Source organism: Natrialba aegyptia DSM 13077, assembly GCF_000337535.1.
In the GTDB taxonomy this organism is placed as follows: domain Archaea; phylum Halobacteriota; class Halobacteria; order Halobacteriales; family Natrialbaceae; genus Natrialba; species Natrialba aegyptia.
Genome location: NZ_AOIP01000031.1, coordinates 175,852 through 195,827 on the forward strand (window position 1 = coordinate 175,852; position 19,976 = coordinate 195,827).

At 61.0% G+C, this 19,976-nt stretch carries 18 protein-coding genes and 1 pseudogene; 9 read left to right on the forward strand and 10 right to left on the reverse strand.

The window, feature by feature from the left end; all coding sequences use genetic code 11:
- Window positions 1-243: 243 nt before the first annotated feature.
- The 3 genes from C480_RS12000 to C480_RS12010 form a co-directional block, all read right to left on the reverse strand.
- On the reverse strand, window positions 244-903 hold the full coding sequence (locus C480_RS12000) for a metallophosphoesterase family protein (protein WP_006665881.1): 660 nt from the start codon (window positions 901-903) through the stop codon (window positions 244-246).
- A 138-nt stretch (window positions 904-1,041) separates the two neighbouring features.
- Window positions 1,042-1,971 (reverse strand): ferritin family protein, encoded by a 930-nt coding sequence (locus tag C480_RS12005; RefSeq protein ID WP_049903626.1) that lies wholly within the window; start codon window positions 1,969-1,971, stop codon window positions 1,042-1,044.
- 127 nt (window positions 1,972-2,098) lie between these two features.
- Complete coding sequence (locus C480_RS12010; RefSeq protein WP_006665883.1) at window positions 2,099-2,596, reverse strand: hypothetical protein; 498 nt, start codon at window positions 2,594-2,596, stop codon at window positions 2,099-2,101.
- A gap of 556 nt (window positions 2,597-3,152) precedes the next feature.
- Here C480_RS12010 and C480_RS12015 point away from each other — a divergent pair.
- Window positions 3,153-3,908: a potassium channel family protein gene (locus C480_RS12015; RefSeq protein WP_006665884.1), complete on the forward strand. Its 756-nt coding sequence runs from the start codon at window positions 3,153-3,155 to the stop codon at window positions 3,906-3,908.
- A gap of 185 nt (window positions 3,909-4,093) precedes the next feature.
- A complete protein-coding gene (locus C480_RS24235; protein ID WP_083873374.1) occupies window positions 4,094-4,315 on the forward strand; it encodes a hypothetical protein in 222 nt (73 codons plus the stop codon).
- Window positions 4,316-4,326: 11 nt separating this feature from the next.
- Here the strand turns inward: C480_RS24235 and C480_RS12020 are convergent, their stop codons facing one another.
- On the reverse strand, window positions 4,327-5,991 hold the full coding sequence (locus C480_RS12020) for a spermidine synthase (protein ID WP_006665885.1): 1,665 nt from the start codon (window positions 5,989-5,991) through the stop codon (window positions 4,327-4,329).
- Window positions 5,992-6,279: 288 nt separating this feature from the next.
- On the opposite strand from C480_RS12020, the gene C480_RS12025 reads away from it, so the two are divergent.
- Window positions 6,280-7,620, forward strand: coding sequence for a sulfatase (locus tag C480_RS12025; RefSeq protein WP_006665886.1), 1,341 nt, complete (start codon window positions 6,280-6,282; stop codon window positions 7,618-7,620).
- Between the two features lie 198 nt (window positions 7,621-7,818).
- On the opposite strand, the gene C480_RS12030 is transcribed toward C480_RS12025, so the two are convergent.
- From C480_RS12030 to C480_RS12040, 3 genes are all read right to left on the reverse strand, one after another.
- Window positions 7,819-8,052: a hypothetical protein gene (locus tag C480_RS12030; protein WP_006665887.1), complete on the reverse strand. Its 234-nt coding sequence runs from the start codon at window positions 8,050-8,052 to the stop codon at window positions 7,819-7,821.
- A gap of 98 nt (window positions 8,053-8,150) precedes the next feature.
- Window positions 8,151-8,804 carry a DUF7344 domain-containing protein gene (locus C480_RS12035; RefSeq protein WP_006665888.1) on the reverse strand — a complete coding sequence of 218 codons (654 nt, stop codon included), beginning with the start codon at window positions 8,802-8,804 and terminating at the stop codon, window positions 8,151-8,153.
- 270 nt (window positions 8,805-9,074) lie between these two features.
- Window positions 9,075-10,352, reverse strand: coding sequence for a CobW family GTP-binding protein (locus C480_RS12040; RefSeq protein WP_006665889.1), 1,278 nt, complete (start codon window positions 10,350-10,352; stop codon window positions 9,075-9,077).
- Window positions 10,353-10,487: 135 nt separating this feature from the next.
- Between C480_RS12040 and C480_RS12045 the strand changes: the two genes are divergently transcribed.
- The 4 genes from C480_RS12045 to C480_RS12060 all read left to right on the forward strand — a co-directional run bounded on the left by C480_RS12045 (window position 10,488) and on the right by C480_RS12060 (window position 16,286).
- Window positions 10,488-12,515 (forward strand): hypothetical protein, encoded by a 2,028-nt coding sequence (locus tag C480_RS12045; protein WP_049903628.1) that lies wholly within the window; start codon window positions 10,488-10,490, stop codon window positions 12,513-12,515.
- Between the two features lie 318 nt (window positions 12,516-12,833).
- Window positions 12,834-13,130: a hypothetical protein gene (locus C480_RS12050; RefSeq protein WP_006665891.1), complete on the forward strand. Its 297-nt coding sequence runs from the start codon at window positions 12,834-12,836 to the stop codon at window positions 13,128-13,130.
- Window positions 13,131-13,257: 127 nt separating this feature from the next.
- Window positions 13,258-14,232 carry an ArsA family ATPase gene (locus tag C480_RS12055; RefSeq protein WP_006665892.1) on the forward strand — a complete coding sequence of 325 codons (975 nt, stop codon included), beginning with the start codon at window positions 13,258-13,260 and terminating at the stop codon, window positions 14,230-14,232.
- 167 nt (window positions 14,233-14,399) lie between these two features.
- A complete protein-coding gene (locus tag C480_RS12060; protein WP_006665893.1) occupies window positions 14,400-16,286 on the forward strand; it encodes a carbon starvation CstA family protein in 1,887 nt (628 codons plus the stop codon).
- 38 nt (window positions 16,287-16,324) lie between these two features.
- On the opposite strand, the gene C480_RS12065 is transcribed toward C480_RS12060, so the two are convergent.
- Window positions 16,325-16,969: a hypothetical protein gene (locus C480_RS12065; RefSeq protein ID WP_006665894.1), complete on the reverse strand. Its 645-nt coding sequence runs from the start codon at window positions 16,967-16,969 to the stop codon at window positions 16,325-16,327.
- 153 nt (window positions 16,970-17,122) lie between these two features.
- Here C480_RS12065 and C480_RS12070 point away from each other — a divergent pair, with 153 nt between their 5' ends.
- Window positions 17,123-17,347: a hypothetical protein gene (locus C480_RS12070; RefSeq protein ID WP_006665895.1), complete on the forward strand. Its 225-nt coding sequence runs from the start codon at window positions 17,123-17,125 to the stop codon at window positions 17,345-17,347.
- Between the two features lie 114 nt (window positions 17,348-17,461).
- Here C480_RS12070 and C480_RS23825 read toward each other — a convergent pair whose 3' ends face one another.
- Entirely contained in the window at window positions 17,462-17,620 is a 159-nt protein-coding gene (locus tag C480_RS23825; protein WP_006665896.1) for a hypothetical protein, read from the reverse strand.
- Between the two features lie 208 nt (window positions 17,621-17,828).
- Between C480_RS23825 and C480_RS12075 the strand changes: the two genes are divergently transcribed.
- Window positions 17,829-19,058 carry an HAD-IIA family hydrolase gene (locus C480_RS12075; protein ID WP_006665897.1) on the forward strand — a complete coding sequence of 410 codons (1,230 nt, stop codon included), beginning with the start codon at window positions 17,829-17,831 and terminating at the stop codon, window positions 19,056-19,058.
- A gap of 24 nt (window positions 19,059-19,082) precedes the next feature.
- On the opposite strand, the pseudogene C480_RS12080 reads toward C480_RS12075, so the two are convergent.
- Window positions 19,083-19,905 (reverse strand): annotated as a pseudogene (locus C480_RS12080) (IS5 family transposase).
- Between the last annotated feature and the right edge of the window lie 71 nt (window positions 19,906-19,976).

The following is a 19,976-nucleotide window of genomic DNA, read 5'->3' on the forward strand; positions in this document are numbered from 1 at the left end:
TTCTATCGTCTTCCTTCCGGAAATCAGAATATTCGCCGTTTTAGGTCCAGAAAGCCCTCATTGGTGTATCTGCATTCTGTTTCGACGAATATCAGCCCACTATTGCGAAGCGGAGTATGTGGGCATACGAGCCCCTCTAAATTGGATTCGGAGTTTATATTCCTAATCGCTATTCGAGTATTGTCTGAGTATTGTCTATTATTCTATTTTGGTAGTTCTCGCCGATCTCGAATACACAACCAGTCACTCGTCGGGACCGAGTTCACCGGAGCCGAACTCGTGGTCGTGGGCGGTGAGTTCGAGCGTCGCCGGATCGAGCGTGTAGTAGCGTTCCCAGGCGGGTGCGAGACTCACGACCCTGGTGCCCGCAATTTCGGCTTCGCGGTGAGTATGGTGGTGGCCGACTAGACAGAGGGTCGGCGAGAGCGCCTCGAGCAGGTCGGTCACGTGCTCACAGCCCGGATCGTAGCCGTAGTACAGCAGGCCAGTCGGGGCCTCGTGAGTGAGCAGCACGTCGATATCCGACAGGTCGGCAGCCCGTTCGATATCTTCGTGGGTGAAGTGACGGCGGCGGTCGTCCTCGAGTTCAGCCCGTGAACAGTCGTACTTCGTCGGCGCGTAGTTGCCCGAAAGGCCGGCGACACGGCGACCCTCGAGCGCCGCGGCTGAACTCGCGAGGAGGTTGACGTTGGTCGTCTCAGCCGGTCGATTTTCGGTCCGGAGCGCCTCGATCACGTCGAAGTCCTCGTTGTTGCCGGCGACGAACCAGGTCGGTGCCGGCAGGTCGTAGTGTTCGAGGTCGCCGACCTGCAGGACGCGGTCGGGGTTGACGGTCCGATAGCATTCGAGCAGGATCTCGCGGCGGGCCGGGTCGGACGCGTGGGCGTCACCGAGGACGAGCATGGTGGAGCGACGACCGCTGGGACTATAGTGTCCGCGACGGCAGTCGTCTGGGGGTTCTCGGGGTGTCGGTCGTTCAAGTCACCGACGAGAGCGATTCGTCGCGGGCCGTCATCGGACGGCCGTGGCCGCTTCGAGCCCCTAGTCGTCTTCTAGCTGAACGAGTTCGTCGACGGCCGGAATGTCGGCTGCGGCGTCCGTGATCTGTTGCATTCGATCCGTGTGCTTCTCGAGTGCGTAGGCGGCCAGCCTTCCGTTTTCGAGACCCATCTGCTCGCTCTCGTCGTCGGGCTGGAACCGCTCGTCCTCGGTGATCCCCTGGACGAGCGGCACGAGTTCGTCGACCGTCTCCTGGATGAGCGACGGGTCGACGCCGTCGGCGATGAGTTTCTTGAGCTGGTTCATCCCGAAGCCGACGTGTCGGCCCTCGTCGCTACGGATCTTGCTGAATCCTTTGACCAGTCCCGGAAGGTGCGGCAGCGCGTCGAACTCGCCGCCGTAGGACGTTTGCATCCCGTAGTAGCCCGTCTGGGCGAGAATCCCCTCGACGGTGAGGTGGTAGTGACAGTACGCCTTCGCACGGTTTTCGGGCGTGTCGTCCTCGAGTAGCCGGTACTGGGCCGCCCGGTTGCGGTCGAACAGTTCGACGTAGGGGTCGTTGAACCACTTGTCCGCGCGGGGATTCGACCGGTCCCAGCCGAGTTCGTCTTCGACGGTCCAGAGGACCTCGCGCCAGTAGCGGTCGAAGAAGTCGGCGTGTTTGGCCTCCTCGTACAACTGCGTCGTCAGAAACAGCTGTTCGTCGAGGTCGTCGAGTACCGTTGCAAGCGGCGCGAGATCCTCCGTGACGGCGTCCTCGCCCGCCCCGAACTTCGCGATGCCGTTTAGCGTTCGCTCCCAGTCCGCCCGAGTGAACTCGTCTGCAGCGTCGACGTATGCGAGGAGATTGTCGACGTCTTCCTCGAGTTCGATTTCGCCGGGGTCCCAGTGGCGTTCGACCGCGTTCCGATAGTAGCGGTTCGCTCGGGAATCTCGATCCATCAGCTCGGTAGGTGTGTACTCAGTTGCCATAGGACACGGTATTCCGTACAACTATTAAAGACGAGTTCACGAGAAACTGATACCAACTGACTGGGTGTGGTTCGCGGTGTGCGGTGGGAGAAACGGTCCGGTGAGACGAGCGGGGAGCGGACGGCGGCTACGCGCGCCGGGATGGCGAGCCGATTTCGAAGATTTCCTCGTAGAGGCTGGCTGCGAGTTGGTCCATGTTCGCCGCCGCCTCGCTGGCGTCCATCGTATCGCCGACGCCCTGCCATTCAATCGAGAGGCGAGAGAGCGGGACGAGTGCGATACCGCCGATCGTGATGGTGCCGTCGGAGGTGTGAACGGTCCACTCGGTTCGCATGCCGGTAGCGGATTTCGTGACGGTTTCGATCTCGCCGCCGGCGTCGGCCCAGCGTTCGACGAGGCCGTCGGTGATCCGTCGCAGTTTTCGTTCGCCGAGGACGTGCACGACGACACCGGTGCCTGCGAGAAGGACGAACGCGACAGCTGCGAACGGGATGCCGCCGTAGGGGACGTTCACCGACGCTGCGAGCCCCGCCGTCACGACGACGAGGCCGAGTACGCGAGCGTCGAGTGCGCTGGGGACCGTCCCGCTCCAGGCGGTCTCCTGAGTCGGCTGATCGAGTTGCATCTGTCGGGATTGGGAACGACGAACGGGTAGCCGTTCCCCTGTTCTATTGCTCTCTTTAAAGGCTGTGCCGGACAACGGATCGCTGTTCCAGCACTAGAGCAGCAACCGGTGAACCGATACGACTGGTTGAGACACGTATCGTGACATACGCGTCCGACCGGTATCGTCGAACTACTCGCTGCGAACGGTCTGGTGGCCCCCATAATCGACAGCTATCGTCGCTACTGCAAGTCAATACATGCCCGATCGTATGACGACTAGACGGTCGGTATGCAAATCGTTGCAGCCGTTACTAGAGACGGGCCAAGTCCCGAACGCTTGGCAGAAAATAACATGATTTAATATACAGTAGAAATGCATACATTGGTGCATCATATGTGTACCTATTGGCGAGTATTAGAATGGAATTGGGCCAAATATGGGTCAAGAGGAGACTTATTAAAGAACAGGATCTCACTCTCCGTTCTGAGGACGATCCAACGCCGAGAGCCGGCATCTCGACCGAATCACACTCGCGTGGTTCACTCCGTAACCCGACGATCGCAGCGGAGGGACGATGATGAACTCGAACGATCTCGTTGAAGCGTTCGTTCGCCGACCGGTGCTGCGGCAGTTGCTACGGCCTGTGGTCGCATTTATTGCCGTCATTGTCGCCGGAATCGTGGGCTTTCGTACGGTTGATGGGATCGGAATCATCGATTCGCTCTTCTGGTTGATCGACCCCACGAGCATCGAACTCCACTTCCAGACTCACGAGGGCCCTGCAACGCTCGTCAAAGCATACGCTATCGTCGTGCTTTCCGGCTTGGTCGTCGCTAGTTTATGGATCGGTGAAACGCTGTTTTCAGCGGCGTTTGGCGGACAAATACAGGAAGAGTTCAAACATATGAAGATCGAACAAGACATCAGCGCCCTTTCAGACCACGTCGTTATCTGTGGCTACGGGACGTTCGGAAAGACCATCGCGGCGCGGCTCCGGGAGGCAGACCGCGAGGTGGTAGTTATCGAACAACAGGACGCACAGTACCAGCAGGCAATCGAAGACGGAATTCTCGCGGTAAACGGTGATGCGCGCCGTGAGGAGACGCTCGCTGATTCGGGTGTCAAGCGGGCGGCTACTGTCGTCGGAGCGATCGACGATTCGAACGCGAACATCCAAATCGCTATCGCGGCGAGTCAGCTCGCGCCGACGGTGACGCTCGTCGTCCGCGCTGGCGACCAACGCGATGAAGCGCTCGCCCGTCGTGCCGGTGCGGACGAGGTCGTGATTCCGGAAGTCGTGAGTGGCGAACACGTTTGTACGTCGCTGTAACGCCAGCGCACTGCGCGGTCGCTACACTGTTTGGGGTTGTGAGCCGATGCTGCGGTCTCCGCACTCTATCTCTCCCTCTCTTTCTCGCTCGAAACGTCATATCCGGGGACGCAAACGATGGATAAAACAGAAACCAGTGCAGTCGAGTTCTTATCCGGCCGGCGGCCCTGTTCCGTATCGAGCGTATGTCACGGTCACGAGAGTTCGCCGCCGATACGCGGTGGGGATGGTGCTGTCCGCGCTGCGAGTCTGACGTGTCGGTGTGCAAGGATCCACGGTCAGAGACGTTCCGGTGGGAGTGTCCGGACGAGTCGTGTCCGGCCGTCGGGTTCGGGTTCACGTCGCGACGACGGGCGCGGATCGCACTCCGAGAGTATCGAGAGCGGTATCAAGGGATCTATCGGTAATCGGTTCGGTCTTAGCCGACGAGCGTCGCCCTCGCACCGTGGTTCGAATCGGCAGTGATCGCAGCCGACGGTTCGGCGGGTTCGGTATCGGCTTCGGTCCCACCACCCCCGTCGTCCGCCGATTCCTCGATCACGTACCGCTGTCCCAGCATCGGGTCGAGCAGGCTATCGACCTCGCCGCGGTCGTCGCGGAGGACCGGCGCGTCGTCCGTGTTCGGCTCGTCCAGCCTGTTATCGATCGCACTGCCGAGATCGACCCCCATCGTCTCGGCTCGCGCGTCGTTCCTGGCTTCGAGTTCAGCCTCGTCGAACGCGGTGTCGTCGTTCGTCGCCACGATTTCGATGTTCTGGACGTTGTTCGAGTCCGATGTGCGGAAACTGTAGGCGTCGGGGAAGGCTTCCTGTACCGTTCGGTACTGGGCGCGATAGAACTCGGCGGCCGGTCCGTTCGGAGCCGAAATGACGTTCGCGTGGAAGCGGCCGTCGTCGGCCAGCCGATCCGAAACGAGTTCCATGAACTCGACGGTGGTCAGGTGGAAGGGGACCTGTTCTTTCTTGTAGGCGTCGAGGACGATCACGTCGTAGGTTTCGTCGGTTCGCTGGAGGAACTGTCGCCCGTCGGTCGCGTGGACGTTGATATCGTCGGACTGCTCGGGGTCTTCGAGGCCGAAGTACTCCTCCGCGGCGTCGGTGACGGACGGATCGATTTCGACCACGTCGACCGTCGCGTTGTACTGGTCGGCGAAGTCCTGCGGCCCGGTGTAGCCGCCACCGCCGATGAACAGGACGCGGTCGACGTCCTCGATATCGTCGCTCATGAGCATCGGCAGGTGGAAGTACTTCGTGTAGGTGAAGACGTGTCGGTCCGGTTGGTCGAGATCGAGCGCGCTGTGTTGTGCGCCGTCGAGGTACATCGTCCGTTCGCCGCCGTTATCGATGACCTCGAGTTGTTGGTACGGCGTCTGGGTCTCGTAGACGACCTCGCCCCGGTGGTCGATGTCGAAGAGGGCGGGGCCGCCGGCGGCAGCGCCGACGAGCGCGAGCGCGACGAGTACGCTGGCGGCGGTCGGCCTGCGCGGCAGTTCCGGAACGATGAGGATGAGTGCGGTGCCAACGAGCATGAGTCCGAACAGGAGACCGATCCCGTCGATGCTCAGTGCCGGAATGAAAACGAACGTCGTCGCCCCCGAACCGACGATGCTGCCGATCGTGCCGAGGGCGTAGACGTGGCCGGAAGCTTCCCCGGTGCCCTCCTTCTTCGAGAGTTCAGCCGCGTAGGGGCTGATGAATCCGAGGAGGTAGGTCGGGGGGCCGAAGAGGACGATGACGGCCGGCAGGGACGCGTATCGCGCCGGGAGCGCGAGCGTCGAGGTGTACGTGAGCAGAATGTCGCTCGCGAAGACGACGACGCCGACGTACGCCGCAGTCGCGAGCATGAGCCAACTCATCTGGCGGTTCGTCGCGACCGCCGCGCGCTTGCCGCCCTGCCAGTAGCCGAGGCTCAACGCGGCGAGCAAGACGGTCAGGATTCCACCAACCGTGTAGATGTGATTTCCGAACTCGGGCGCGAGCGTCCGCATGGCGAGCATCTCGAGACCCATGCTGGTGACGCCCGAGATGAAGACGGCGAGGTCGGGTTTGCTCGGCCGAACCGAGGCGAACGCGGGGACAGCCATTGCTGGGATTGTCGCGGTCGATCCGTGAGTACCTGTTGGCTTCGGCAGATCGATACGGCGGTCCAGTCGCTCGATTTCAGCGCCGATCGACCGCCCCGATGCGATCGCTCACTCTCGCTCGTTTCGCTGGGAGCCGTCACCGGCGAGTTCAGACGCCCCACAAGTGAAACAGAAGTGATGTGTAAGTGCGCCCCTCCGTTGGTTCTGTTATCCGTCTCTACCTACTTAACACGAATTTCACGAATTCATACCAAAAAGGACTAACTAGTGTAGCCGTGTTGCATCGGTATGACCAATTCGGGTGAACTGCCGCCGGTTGACGATCTCGATAACGTGATCCTCCTTTCGGCGGACTCACTGCGCGCCGACCGCGTGCACGCGACCCGCAACGGCGAGTCGCTCACACCGACGCTGGACGAACTCGCGGCCGAGGCGCTCGAGTTCGAACCCGGCATCGCGCCCGGTCCGTCGACGCGCGACACGATTCCGTCGATGCTCACCGGGAAGTATCCGTCCCAGTTCGACGAATACGGGTTGCCAACGGGCGGTTCACCGACGACGATCGCGGAGGAACTGTCGGACCGCGGCTTTGCGACCGCCGGACTCAGCCAGAACAACTTCACGGGGCGACGGTACAATATCGACCGCGGGTTCGATTACTTCGACGACGTGAGTGCGGAAGCACGAAAGGAAAACGACAGCGGCGCGTGGCGGCTATACGTCCGTGATCTGATCGAAGACACGCCGCTCATGGAGGCCGCTTCGCACGCGAACAATCTCGCGATGGAACACCTCGGAAAAAGTCTCTTTCACAGGGACGACGGCGCTGACGTCATCACCGATAGAGCGCTCGATTGGATGAGGGAAACGGACGGCAAACGGTTCCTGTGGGTCCATTATATGGACACCCATCATCCGTACCTCTCGCCGGAACGGATCCAGAAACGGTACGGACGCGTCTTTCCGCCGAAGAAGATCAAACAACTCTCGCAGAAAACACGGAGTGCGCAGGACGAAATCACCGACGCGGACGTACCCGATATGGAGTACGTCTACGACTGCTCGGTCCGCTACGTCGACGAGCAAATCGGCCGTCTTTTCGACCACCTTCGTTCGGAAGGCGAGTTCGAGAACTCGCTTATCATCGTCACCGGCGATCACGGCGAAGGGTTCGGCGAGTTCGGGAAATTCGGTCACGCTCACGAACTGTGGGACACGCTCGTTGCTGTCCCACTCATCGTCCGTCACCCCCACGGACCGACCCGAACCGTCGATGGCCAAGCACCACTTCGGCTACTGAAAGAATCTATCGTGGACGGAAGCGGACTGTTCGAACTTTCGGACGGGGGTGTCGACTACGTCTACACGGAAGTGCCGAATTACCGGGAAGATATCAAGGGCGTCCGCGGAACGGAGTACAAGTTGATCGATACCGGGGACGAGCGGATCGCGACTCGGATCACCGACGGCGACGAAGAGGTGATTCCCGTCTCGGAAATACCCGAGTCGAAACGCGAGCAGTTAGCCGCGGAATTGGATCGCGAGTTCGAATCCGTCCAGGTCGCGTCGGACGTTGAACGGCGCGAGTTCAAGAAGGACCTGGCCGCGTTAGGCTATCTCGACGAGTGAGACGATCTGTTGTACCGATTTCTCGGCGAATCCGCAGGATGGGTCGCGGGTGCGCCGGCACTGACTTCCAGCGATTCGTCTGAGGCGACGCTCGTCGCTGCATTCAGTACTCTTGTCGTACTCGTACTGCTGTTCTCTCGAGATGAACCAATTTCGGGCATCGCTTCGACTGTCGGCAGCAGACGGACGGGTTGCAGCCTACGGGCGCGTCATCACGTGCGTGAGAACGAACAGTCCGACCGCGACGACGGCAACAGTAGTGAGACTGAACTCGATCATCCCGACCGCGTCTGCACCCCAGACGAGCCACCAGGCGAACAGACCCGAGAGGACGGCGTTCAACACAACGAGCAGGCGCGGATCGCCGCTCGAGGATTTGAGTCCGTCGCGGAATCCGTCACGCCTGTTCTCCGAGTCGGGATCGCTACCCATAGCGCGATAGGGGGACGACACTCACTTAGCCGTTTCCGTGCCGACGATTCGGATTCGGGTCCGAGTCCGGGTCCGCCGCGTTCGGACGGGGTGTCCGATCACTGACTTCGCCGACGGTCGGTGGCCTGTTGAATCGCAAGCGGGTGGTCGGCACACGCAACGGTGGTCAGGACGAACAGGGCCGTGACGATGGTGCCGAGAGCGAGTCCGGAGATCGGGAGGAAGCCGAACGCGGCCGCAAGTAACAGGCCAACGCTCGCCGTCGCGGTGGCGACGTAGTACGTTTCGTCAGTTATGGCCGGACTGCCGAAACGACCGAGCAGCGATTGGTCGGTTTCGTCATCGGCAGCCATCGGATCGGGTGTCGTGACTTCGAGGTACGGTCTGAATATCTCGAGGTGGTCCCCGGGGCTGACGATACCGCGTGACTTGTTGTAGTCGATAACGCCGGCCTTATCGAGTTTCGGCAGGTGCGACTGGTAAAGCGGGATGTAGACCCGTTGGCGCTGTGTCGAGGACAGTTTGGCAACCGTTGTCTCGTGCTCGCGAGCGGCGACGTGCTCCGCAAGATTCCCCATCTTGACGGATCCGTTCGCAGCGAGCATATACCGAATCGCCTCGCGTCTTCGCGAGGTTTGAAGGATATGAAAGACATCGTCATCGGAGAGTGTCGTCGATTCGTCGCGCGAGCGGTCGCTCGCTGATGCATTCGCTGTGGCCGCGGAGGGGGTCGGGCGGTCGGTGGTGCTCATACTACTCACTCAGGTGAGTGAACTACGCCCTCCTAAACGTTATTGTATATCGTGTCGGCATAAACAGTAAAATAGCCATTACGTTTCAATTCGGGAACTGTCTCCATTAAGCACTCATTAGGCAGTTAGTAGCCTTTTACCGGATGATCTCGGCATCTAATAACCACATAATAGCGTTCTAATACGCCACTATATATCGCGCAAAATATTACATTCGTCATAAAATGAAAGTCAGTTTCTGGAGTCTTTCTGCTCTCTCTAGGAGATCGGCTATTCCCGCCTGAAAACGGTTTCTTCGCCGGGTTCTACTGGAAACGAGTTCGTGGGCGCGAATGCGTCACGGTCCCACTCGGTCTCGGTGACGAGACCGTCCGTTAGCCGCGCGCGCAGTCGCGACTCGACGCCGTCGATTTCAGTGTCGAAATCGTTGTGCTCACCGGTATCGTCGCGCGCCGTCGCGATAACCACGAGTTCGGTCCGCCGGTCGCCGAACTCGTCGTGCCACTCGAGGTCGGGACGGTTAGAACGGTAGAGGTCGCGTTCGAGTGCCGGAAGGGTGGCGACCCAGGGGCCGGTTGCAGTCAGCCGAACGGACGGGCCGGCCTGGGAGAGTGAGAGTTGCATGTCAGTGCCGGCGACCCAGGCGGTGCCTTTGGAGCGAACGACAGCGGCGGGCAGATCGCGGAGGATGTCGGCGAATCGGTCGGGGTGGAAGGGCCGGCGTGCGCGGAAGACGAACGAGTCGACGCCGTAGGCTTCGGATGGATGGCGATGGGTGTGGTCGGCCTCATGGTCGTGATCGGAGTTCTGATCGGACGGTTGACCCTGTCCTCGATCCTGGTCCCGACGGCCCCGACTCTGCTGTGCATCAGTTGCCGGATCGAATCGGTCCACGCCGAGCACTCGATCGGGATCGACCGCGCTGAACTCGGTGTGAATCGTCTCGGCGGTCGGCCGAAGCGCATCGAGGAGCGCATCCGTTTCGGCGAGTTCAGCCGGTTCACAGCGGTCGGTCTTGTTGCAAAGAATCAGGTCGGCGGCCTCGAGTTGCTCGATCAGGAGGTCCGAGAGCGGGCGATCGGATTCTGCGGCCGGATCGGTCCGGCGTTCCGGTACCGCTTCCCCCGCGAAGGTGTCGATGAACAGCGGCGTATCGAGGACGGTAACGATCGCATCGACGTCGTAGCGAGCGGCGACGCGCGAGGTCGTGGTAAAGAGGCGAGCAACGGGTTCCGGCTCGGAGATGCCGGAGGACTCGACGACGAGGTGATCGAACTCGTAGGAACGGGCCAGCCGGACGACGGCGGTTTCGAGGTCGTCTTGCAGTTCACAGCAGAGACAGCCGTTCGAGAGTTCGGCGATGCCGTCGTCGACGTCGAGTTCGGATCCCTCGGCGACGAGTTCGGCGTCGACGTTCACCTCGCCCATATCGTTGATCAGGACGGCGAGATCGCGGCCGTCGGCGTGTTGGAGCAGGTGATTGAGCAGCGTCGTCTTGCCGGCTCCGAGGCTGCCGGCGAGAATCGTGACGGGAATCGTCGCGGTCATATCGAAAGTGAGTGTCTTGCACGGATTAAGCCTCGTCGCCTCGGGCCGTCTTTGACCGTGAAAGTCTGCGAATAGATCGTTTTCGGTGAAAGTAATGATAACCTACTTGTATGTGAAGAATCAAATCGAGCCTGTATGCAACAACGTCCCCGCCGCGCAGTTCTTGGTGGAATCGGTGCGACGATGATTACTGCCCTCTCCGGTTCGACCGTTGCGACGACGGAGTCCGAACGCACGCCCGTTGCCTCCACGACGACCGAGTCGTCGTTCGACGACGTGCTCGCGTACCTTCCAGCAGCGGTCGCGGACGACTCGATGGTCGTAACCGCGGTCGACTACGACCGCCTGCTCGAGGCCGACCAGCCCCACGATCCCCGTCCGTCTATTGGCTCGCTCGATATCGATGCGGAGTCGGTCTCAAAGAGCGCCTTCGTGACCTCCTACACCGACGAGTTCTCCCAGCCGCTCAGGGTCCTCGTCACCGATAGTGAACTCGAAGCCGAGACCGAGACCCGCGAGAGCGACGCCGGTATTGAGTACGAGTTCACCGCACACGACAGCCGGGAAGAGACCGTCGTCGGAACGGACGGCGACGTTCTCGTCGTCGCAACGGACGCCGAGACAGTCGACGCGGCGTTCGACGCGAAGGCGGGCGAGGGAGATCGACTTCTCGAATCGGCGTCGACGGTCGAGGACGGATTGACGGTCTTCGACGGCAGCGACGCACGAACCGTTCAGGTCGGCGACGAGCAAATGGCGCCACGCGATGTCGAGGACGCAGCCGTTGAGTACGTCGTCCGCGCACAGACCGTTCTCGATCGAGACACGATGGAAGTCTCGATTGGCATCCAGTTCGAGGACGAGTCGGCTGTTACCGACGAACTGATCGAAACCCTCGAAGCGGAGTTCGCCTACACTGCAACGGCGGACGAACCCGCGGTCGAGGTTGATGGGGCGTTCGTCAGCACCACGGTCGAACGCGACCTCGCCGCCGAACGAGCCGTTCGGGAACACGACAGTCCCGGTAGCCTTCACGTCGACCGTGAGATAGATCTCGACGACGAGTACCTCGAGATCGAACTCCTCCGCGGCGATCCGACGCCGATCGAGGACGTTACCTTCGAGGTCGACGGTGAAGAGTACGACCGCGACATCTGGACCAACGGCCACGGCAAACTCGAGGCCGGCGATACGATCGTCATGGACATGGACGACGTCGAACCGAACCTGTCGATCAGCCTCAGTCACGATCACGCCCTCGGCAGTTCCTCGAGCGGAACGTCGATCCTCTCTCACTTCCGTTTCGAGTCCGAGTTCGACGTCGATACCGGCGAACTCGTCGTCACGTACGACGACGACTTCCCGCTCGACGGCGATCGAGTTCACCTCGCGGTTTACGAGGACCGGCCGTATTACCGGCCCGACGAGGAGGCACCTGAACCGCGAACGTCCGCCCAGCCGTGGACGGGTGAGACGCTGTCCGAAGGAGACAGAGCGACGCTCGACGGTGTCGAATCCGGTGATACGGTCCTCGTCGGCTGGGACGGTACCGCGTACGACGACAGCATCAGCCGAGTGCAGGCTCGTCCTCCGGGACACGTCTCCTTCGAGTACGACTACGACAGCGAGCGGCTCGAGGCGGTTCTCGAGTTCGACAGTCGCCGACCCGCCTCGGAGACGGATGAAGCCGAGGCGAGCGACATCGAGCGATCGGCGTCGGAGTACGAACTCCTGATCGACGGCGAGCCCGCCGACACGCAGTGGACGGACGAGTTCGAGACGGTCAGTTCGGGTGCCACGATCGAACTCACGGACGTGCCGATCGGTGTGGATGTCGAGGCCGTCTGGGCCGCCACGGAGACACAAATCGGCTGGACCCAGCCGCAGCCGTCGGTCGAACTCGAGTACGATGCTGGGACGATCGAACACGTCGGCGGCGACGAACTGTCCGCCGCCGAACTGACGGCTGAGGTCTGGACGGACGAGGACAGATTTGAAATCGAACTCGGCGACGAGATCGACGGCGATTTCGAGGAGGGAGAAACGTTCACGGTCGACGCCGGTACCGAAGCCGATAGCGACGACGAGCTCGGCGAGGTCTACCACGTGTCGATTCGCTATGCCGGCGAGTATCAGGTTGGATACGCGTATCCGAACCGATAATCGATCGTTTCGCTCTCTGGTCTTCGCTCTTCGTCGCTCTCCGTTCTTCACGCGACCGCCGGCGCGCTGGTCTCTGCGACCAGAGCGTCATCAGCGTCCTGCCCTCGAACGCGCCGGTGATCGAAGCTGTAGTCGCTAACGGGGGCAGTGGACGCGCGATCGCGCGACAGGTATTCGGTGTGTAACCTGGGTGCGACTATAGCGCGCATGTTTCTGTTCTGTTCTGTTTAGGCGCGGCGGCTGCCACCGAATAACGCCGCAGGCGAGGGCGGCGAAAGGGTGATACCTTTTAGTCTCCGGCCTCGAGTATGACCGACGATGACACTTGCCGATCGAATCGCGTCGTACCAGGCAACGCTCGAGGAGTGGCTTCGCGGGCTCTTTCACGGACTGTTCACGCATCCGGCCTACGAGAAGATCGAGCAGGAGGCCGAGGACACGGAGGATGCGTTCATGTTGGCGTGTTTCCCCGACGCCTTCGGCATCCCGAGTCCGGTCTCGTACTACACCGCTGAACTCCTCCCGTACCTGGAAGACGAGTTCAGCGCGTGGGAGCGTCGGATGTGGGATCGGCAGTCGGTTATCGAACGAAAGGGACACCAGTATCACTTCTGAGAGCAGACAACGCAATGCATTCCACGACGGTGATTCCACGTCCGCGCCCGCATTCGCGTTCACTGGTAGCGCCGACGCTGCCCCGTGGGACGACCCTGCTGATTGATGTGGTGATTCGATTCAACCGATGACCGAGTTCGTCTTTTTCGGCGGCAAGGGAGGGGTCGGCAAGACGACGGTTTCGTGCGCACACGCACTCGAGTGCGCCAGTTCGAGTCACGAGACGCTCGTCGTGTCGACCGATCCGGCCCACAGCACGACCGACGTGTTCGAGCAGGACTTCGGTGATGAGCCCCGGGAAGTCGAGGGGTATACCGGCCTCTCGGCGATGGAAATCGACCCGGAGCGAGAGGTACAGGACCATCTGCAGGATCTCAAGCGGCAGTTAAATGCGCAGCTCTCTGCGGCGATGGTCAACGAGGTGGACATCCAACTGGAGATGGCACATCAGACGCCGGGTGCCTACGAGGCGGCCCTGTTCGATCGATTCGTCGATGTGATGCAGACCGCCGAGGACTACGACACGGTGATCTTCGATACCTCGCCGACCGGATCGACGCTGCGACTGCTCGCGCTACCGGATCTCCTCGAACAGTGGATCGATCGACTGGTGGCCAAACGCAAGCGGAGTATCGACCGCTACGAGAAGGCTGCGATCGGCAACCGGGAGCCCCGACGGGTGATGGATGGCGACCCCGTCCTCGCTCGCCTCCAGCAACGCAAGGAGCGATTCGAGTTCGCCGGCGAGGTGCTGCGGGAAAGCGCCTCGTTTTACCTCGTGTTGAACCCGGACGAACTCTCGATCCGGGAGACGCGCCGCTCGGTCGAGACGCTTTCCGAGGCGGAGCTCCCTGTTCGCGGGCTCGTCGTCAATCGATTGACGCCGGAACCCGACCCCGACGAGGACGGCCGGGGCGCACGCTATCTCCGCGAGCGGGTCGCAACTGAGCGTGACCGCCTCGACCAAATCGAGCGCGAGTTCGACGTGCCGGTCGTCGCAACCATCGAAACGCGCGTCGAGGAGGTTCGCGGCAGTCTCCTCGAAGACGTCGCAGCTGAACTCGATATGGGGAGCACAGACGAACAGTCGCGGCTGGAGTAGATTGAACTCGCGAGGTTTTGAGGTGCCCATTTGTTTCCGACTTGTCGCATAACCACTGATTTCTTCCATTTGATAGCGAAAAGAGGTGTTTTCTCGAAGGGAATGCGGACCTCAATAAATAATATTTATAGTGTCTCCGTCCAACAACCGGCACGTGATATAATACCATGGCTGGTGTAATCTGGATCGTCGCACTGGTACTGGCGACGTTTAGCGTGGCATACGTCACGTATGGGCGGTATCTCTCGCGGTTCGTCAATTTGGACGATAGTCGAGAGACGCCGGCCCACAAGTATCAGGATGGGCAGGAGTACGTCCCGGCGAAGAAGTCGGTCTTGCTGGGGCATCACTATTCGAGTATCGCGGGGGGCGCACCCGTCGTCGGGCCGATCACGGCCGCGCTGGTCTGGGGATGGTTGCCGGCCGCGCTGTGGGTTGCGATCGGGAACCCGCTGATCGGGGCGGTCCACGACTTCGTGTCGCTGTCGAGCAGCGTTCGACACGAGGGGAAGTCGATCGGCTACATCATCGGGGAGTACGTCGGCGAGCGCGGCAAGAACATGCTGCTGTGGTTCGCGTTCTTGCTGACGATCCTCGTCGTGGCGGTGTTCGCGCTCGTCATCGGGGTCGTTTTCAACGCGTATCCGCAGGCGGCGACCGCGAGTTTGATCTACGTCACGCTCGCGTTCCTGTTCGGGTTCTGGCTCTACCAGCTCGGACTCCCCTTCTCTCTCGGGACGGTCGTCTTCGTCGCTGGGGTATTCGGCTCGGTCTGGGCCGGTATCCAGTACCCGCTCGCGCTCGTTCCGGCCGCCGAAGGCGCCACGTACCCCGCGGGAACGATCGTGTTGCTCGACTCGGCACCGTGGTTCATTCCCGCGCTGCTCGAGAGCGTCAACATCGGAGCGTGGGTGCTCGTCATCCTCCTCTACGGAGCGCTTGCGAGCGTGCTGCCGGTGTGGATGCTTCTCCAACCGCGCGACTACCTCTCGTCGTTCCTCCTGTACACGGGCGTCGGCGGGGGCCTCCTTGCAGTTATCGTCGGTACGTTCATCACCGGGATGGGGAGCGACGCGGTCCACCCGGAAACCGGCGAGGCGCTGAATCTCGACATCGCGACCGGCGCCTGGTACGGCTTCTTCGGCCAAAGCGGGCCGCTCGCGGACCTCATCCCGCTCATGCCGCTGTTCCCGCTCCTGTTCGTCACCATCGCCTGCGGGACCGTCAGCGGCTTCCACGCGCTGGTGTCCTCGGGGACGACGGCGAAGCAACTGAACAAGGAGAGCGACGCCCAGCTCATCGGGTACGGCGGCATGCTCGCCGAAGGACTGCTCGCGGCGGTCGCGCTCTGTTCCGTGACGATCATCGCGATCACACCGGCAGATACCTCCGGCGGTATCGGGCTCGCACTGCCGAACTTCGCGACCGGTGGCGGTGCAATCCTCACTACCCTCGGTATTCCGATGGATTACGCAGCGCCGTTCATGGCGCTCGTGCTCGCGAGCTTCCTGCTGACCAGCATGGACACGGCCGTTCGGCTCGGTCGCTACATGCTCGAGGAACTCGTCGGCACTCCCGAAACGACCGTTCAAGGGTACGCAGCCAATCGCTATGTCAACACCTCGATCATCGCTGCCGTTGCGTTCTTCCTGCTCGGGAGCGGCCGGTGGGAGGATCTCTGGACGCTGTTCGGCGGCGCGAACCAGTTGCTAGCGTCGCTCGCGCTGCTCACCGGAACGGTCTGGCTGGCCAACTGGAGCAAGACGAAACAGCTCGTCTCCACCGGTGCTCCGACGGTCCTGATGGCCGTCATCACGCTCTGCGGACTGACGTGGGTCGGCGGCTATCAGATCGTCGGGGGTCGACTCCTCGGAATCACCGCGGAGGCGGAGACCTCGTTTATCGGACTGGCCTCGGCTATCGTTCAGGTCATCATTATCGCGACGCTGCTCGGGTTGGCGCTTTCGCTGTTCAAGATCGGCTACGACAACATGCAGATGGCCCGCGACAGTAGCTCGGGAGTCTCCGCCGAGGTCGGACAGGACGACGACTAACCCGGCGTTACTCCGAGTTCAGCGATTTCTTCGTGGCACTACAACTGTAATCGACGCGAAAGCAATCCGAGCAGTCCCGGTTCCTCCCGCTCGATCGGCTCCCAGAGGCGAAACGCCGACGCCACGTCAGCATTCTCGCTCGCGACCAGCGCCTCCGACGCCGGCGCGACGACGACGATATTGATCTCGTAGTGACCGTGATAGCCGTACTTCAATAGCGTCCGCCCGTCGACGGCCTCGATGCGACGCCGCACGTCCGTTGGGTCCGGAATCGACGGCGTAACGAGGACGAACGTGAACTCCGTGGCAAAGTGCTCTTCGTCCGCCTCGATCCACTCGTCCGCGAGTTCGGAGCCGAGGTCGGCAAAGCGCCCCAGCGTTCGGTCGTCAACAGCGTCGACGTGCGTGACGAACAGGTGCTCGGTCGACTCGTGTTCGGCGAACGAGAGCGCGGGATGGAAGACGTGCTTCTGGTTGACGACCGAAAGCGTCCCGTAGAGCGTGAACTCCTCGCCGGCGACCCGGTAGTCTTTCTCGAGATCGTAGTTGTGCATGAGCCGATCGCTGACTCGGTCGATGAACTCGTCGTCCCAGTCGGGGACGGCAAGGTCGCGGTCGCCGGCTGCATCCTCGCCGGCCGGATCGAGACCCGTTTCGGTTGGCCTGTCCGCTGGACGTTCCATGTGAAGTGATGCCACGTCGACCTCAAAAGTCCGTCGGGTACCCGTCCGGGGGCGAGCGGCTGGCAACGGCGGTCAGCGCTCGACCGGTGAAGTCCCCCGGCGAACCATGTGTTTACATACCACGGTAGCGAACGGTGGACACGAGAACAACGCATGGCACGAGATCGGGAAGCGTGCGGACGGTGTTCGACCTCCATCGTCGTTGATACCGCACAGAGCGACCAGCACGACGACGAGCGTGGAGCCCGCAATCCCTACGCCGAAGCGCGTATCGAAGTCGACGACACACAACTGCGGCGGTTCTCCCCCGACGGCTGGATCACCCGCGTCGCGAGTGAACTCGATGCCGTCGTGCGTCGATTTACCTGGGGCGAGTAAACGGTTCACACCATCCGAGACCATCGTCGCCAGTACCGCCCCCACCGTATACGTACCGGCGATTTTGCTATCGACGGTGAACTCGTCGAGGCGTCCGCGGCGATGCGTATCCGGTTACGTTTCGGTAGTGTCGACCGAGCGGTAGATCTCCGAGCGGAGTTCGGCCGCCCGTTCTTCGTCGATGACGGCTTCGTCCTCGAGTTCGTCGAGAATCCCGAGGATCGCGTCGCAGAGTCGCTCCGGGTGGTCGATACGGACCTCTGAGTCGTCCATACGACCTCAACCACGCCGAGGGTATTCAACGACCGGGGCAGAAACCAGCGGTTCTCGTCCGGTTTCGATAGTCGGAAAGAGCCTTGTTTAGACGCGGAGCAACAGCCCGTTCCTTTCGTTAATGACGCTACAAATCAGCCGCTCAGTTAAACTGCGGATGTAACCCCCTACAAAAGGATACAAGTGGCTGATAGTGCTACAAAATGGCATGGTTTCTGAGCAATTCGACGCGTTCTTGCTTGACCTTGACGGGGTAGTGTATCTCGGGGACGAGGCCCTACCGGAGGCGGTCGAGTCGGTGAATCGCCTCGATGAGAGGGACAAGGAACTACGATTCCTGACGAACGACCCACGCCCTCAGCGTCAGACTGTCGCGAACAATCTTCGCAAACTGGGGATCGACGCGGAAGAAGACGAGATCATCACGTCGGGCTGGGCGACCGCCCACTACCTCTCCCAACAGGATGTGACCACCGCTGCTGTCGTCGGTAGCGAAGGGCTGGAAATCGAACTCCAAGAGGAGGGCATCGAGGTCACGGACGACGATCCCAATGCGATGGTCGTCGGCGCGGACGAGAAGACGTCATATCAAGACATCCAGCGGGCGGCGAGACACATCCACCGGGGAGCGACGTTCGTGGGGACGAACCCGGATGGGTCGTTCCCGACCCCAGACGGGCCCGCACCCGGGGCTGGAGCCATTGTCCGAGCAGTCGAAGCTGCGGCGGGGACAGAGCCGACGGTCGTTGGCAAACCCGAGCCGCTTATGTTCGAGATGGCTCTCGACGGGCTGGCCGACGACGTGCAAGCGGTTGTGATTGGCGATAATCCTGCCACGGACGTTCTCGGCGCCCACCGTGCGGGGCTCACCGGGATTCTGGTAGCCGAGGACGAACCGACTGCCGCATCCGCTCGTGATCTTCAGCAACCAGATTTGACGATCTCGACGCTTGCAAACCTCTTCACAGACACAACCGACACGTGGGAGGCACCTCCCTATTCGTGGCCGGATGAGATACGTCCAGGTGTCGCTGCTGTCGTAGTAAATGACGCAGATGAGGTGCTGTTGCTGAAACGCGCCGACAAAGAGCAGTGGGCCCTCCCGACTGGCACGGTCGAACGGTGCGAACCAGTCGGGGACGCTATCACACGGGAGGTTGAGGAGGAAACGGGACTGCAAATAGCGGTTGAGCGGTTGATGGGCGTCTATTCATACCCGGAACAGCAGGTGTTTTCGTATCCCTCAGGCAAGGCAGTTCACTTCGTCACGAGTTGCTTTCGGTGTACCATCGAGGGGGGGACACCCGAGGCCGACGAAGAGGAAGCCCTCGAGGTCGGATTCTTCGACATGAACGATTTGCCGTCGGACATTCTCCCGATGCAACCGCAGTGGATAGCCGATGCAAATGATACGGATGGCTCTCCTGCAATTCGATAAATACACATGCTGTACTGACCGAAATTACGGGGAAAGTTCGACATTTCTCACAGCCGCTTTCAGAACGAGTTCACGGAACTTCCCGAACCACGTCCGCGCCCGAAGCATGTCGCCGTACCGCTGCTTGAGCGCGAAAAACACAGCCTCGACGATTGACCGTCGATGATAGGTATCGTCGTCATGGCGAGCGTTATGCGCCATATCTAGCGGGGAGAACTCTCGGTGTTTGATCACTGGCCGAACGTCGGCCTCCCGAAGTTCTTCGCGGAGGTCGTCCCAATCATAGCCCTTGTCAGCGGTCACGGTCTGTAGCCGGTCGAGGTTCCGTGTGAGTACCTGCCGCCCAACACGGGTGTCATGTGTGCTTCATCGAACAATGAATGTCTAACACGGTGCTGGTTTCGCAGTCGACCAACGCTGTCGCCTTTACCGATCTGAAGGTGTAGTCTGTCCGATTTTCGTAGTGGCGACTAGCAGAGTGTCGGTCGAAGCCAGTCGCGTCGATAGCCTGTACGTCACCGGTATCGTGGAGATCAGCGGAGAGTCGAAGGAGGGTTCGCCAGACTGCCATCTTGAGCTGCTGCTTCCGTGCGTAGACGGTCGTAAAGTCTGGCAGCTCGCTCATTTCGAGATTCAGTTTCTCGACGATGCCATGCATCTCGTGAAGGACATCGAGGAGCCGTCGATACGGCAGATCAAGGTATTCGCGGAGACCGTGGATCACAACGATCACCCAGTCAGCGTAGCCACCGTCGCCCTTCTTGACCGGTGGTGAAGCATCGCCAGAGACAGCGCGTTTTGCCAACGTTACGAGGCGATCCGTAAATTGAGAGAGACGAGAGGGCACATTGCTCAGTTCTGGCTTTGAAATAGGTTAGTTTGCCGAAGTAAGTCGTCTCTTTGGCGTCTAAACAAGGC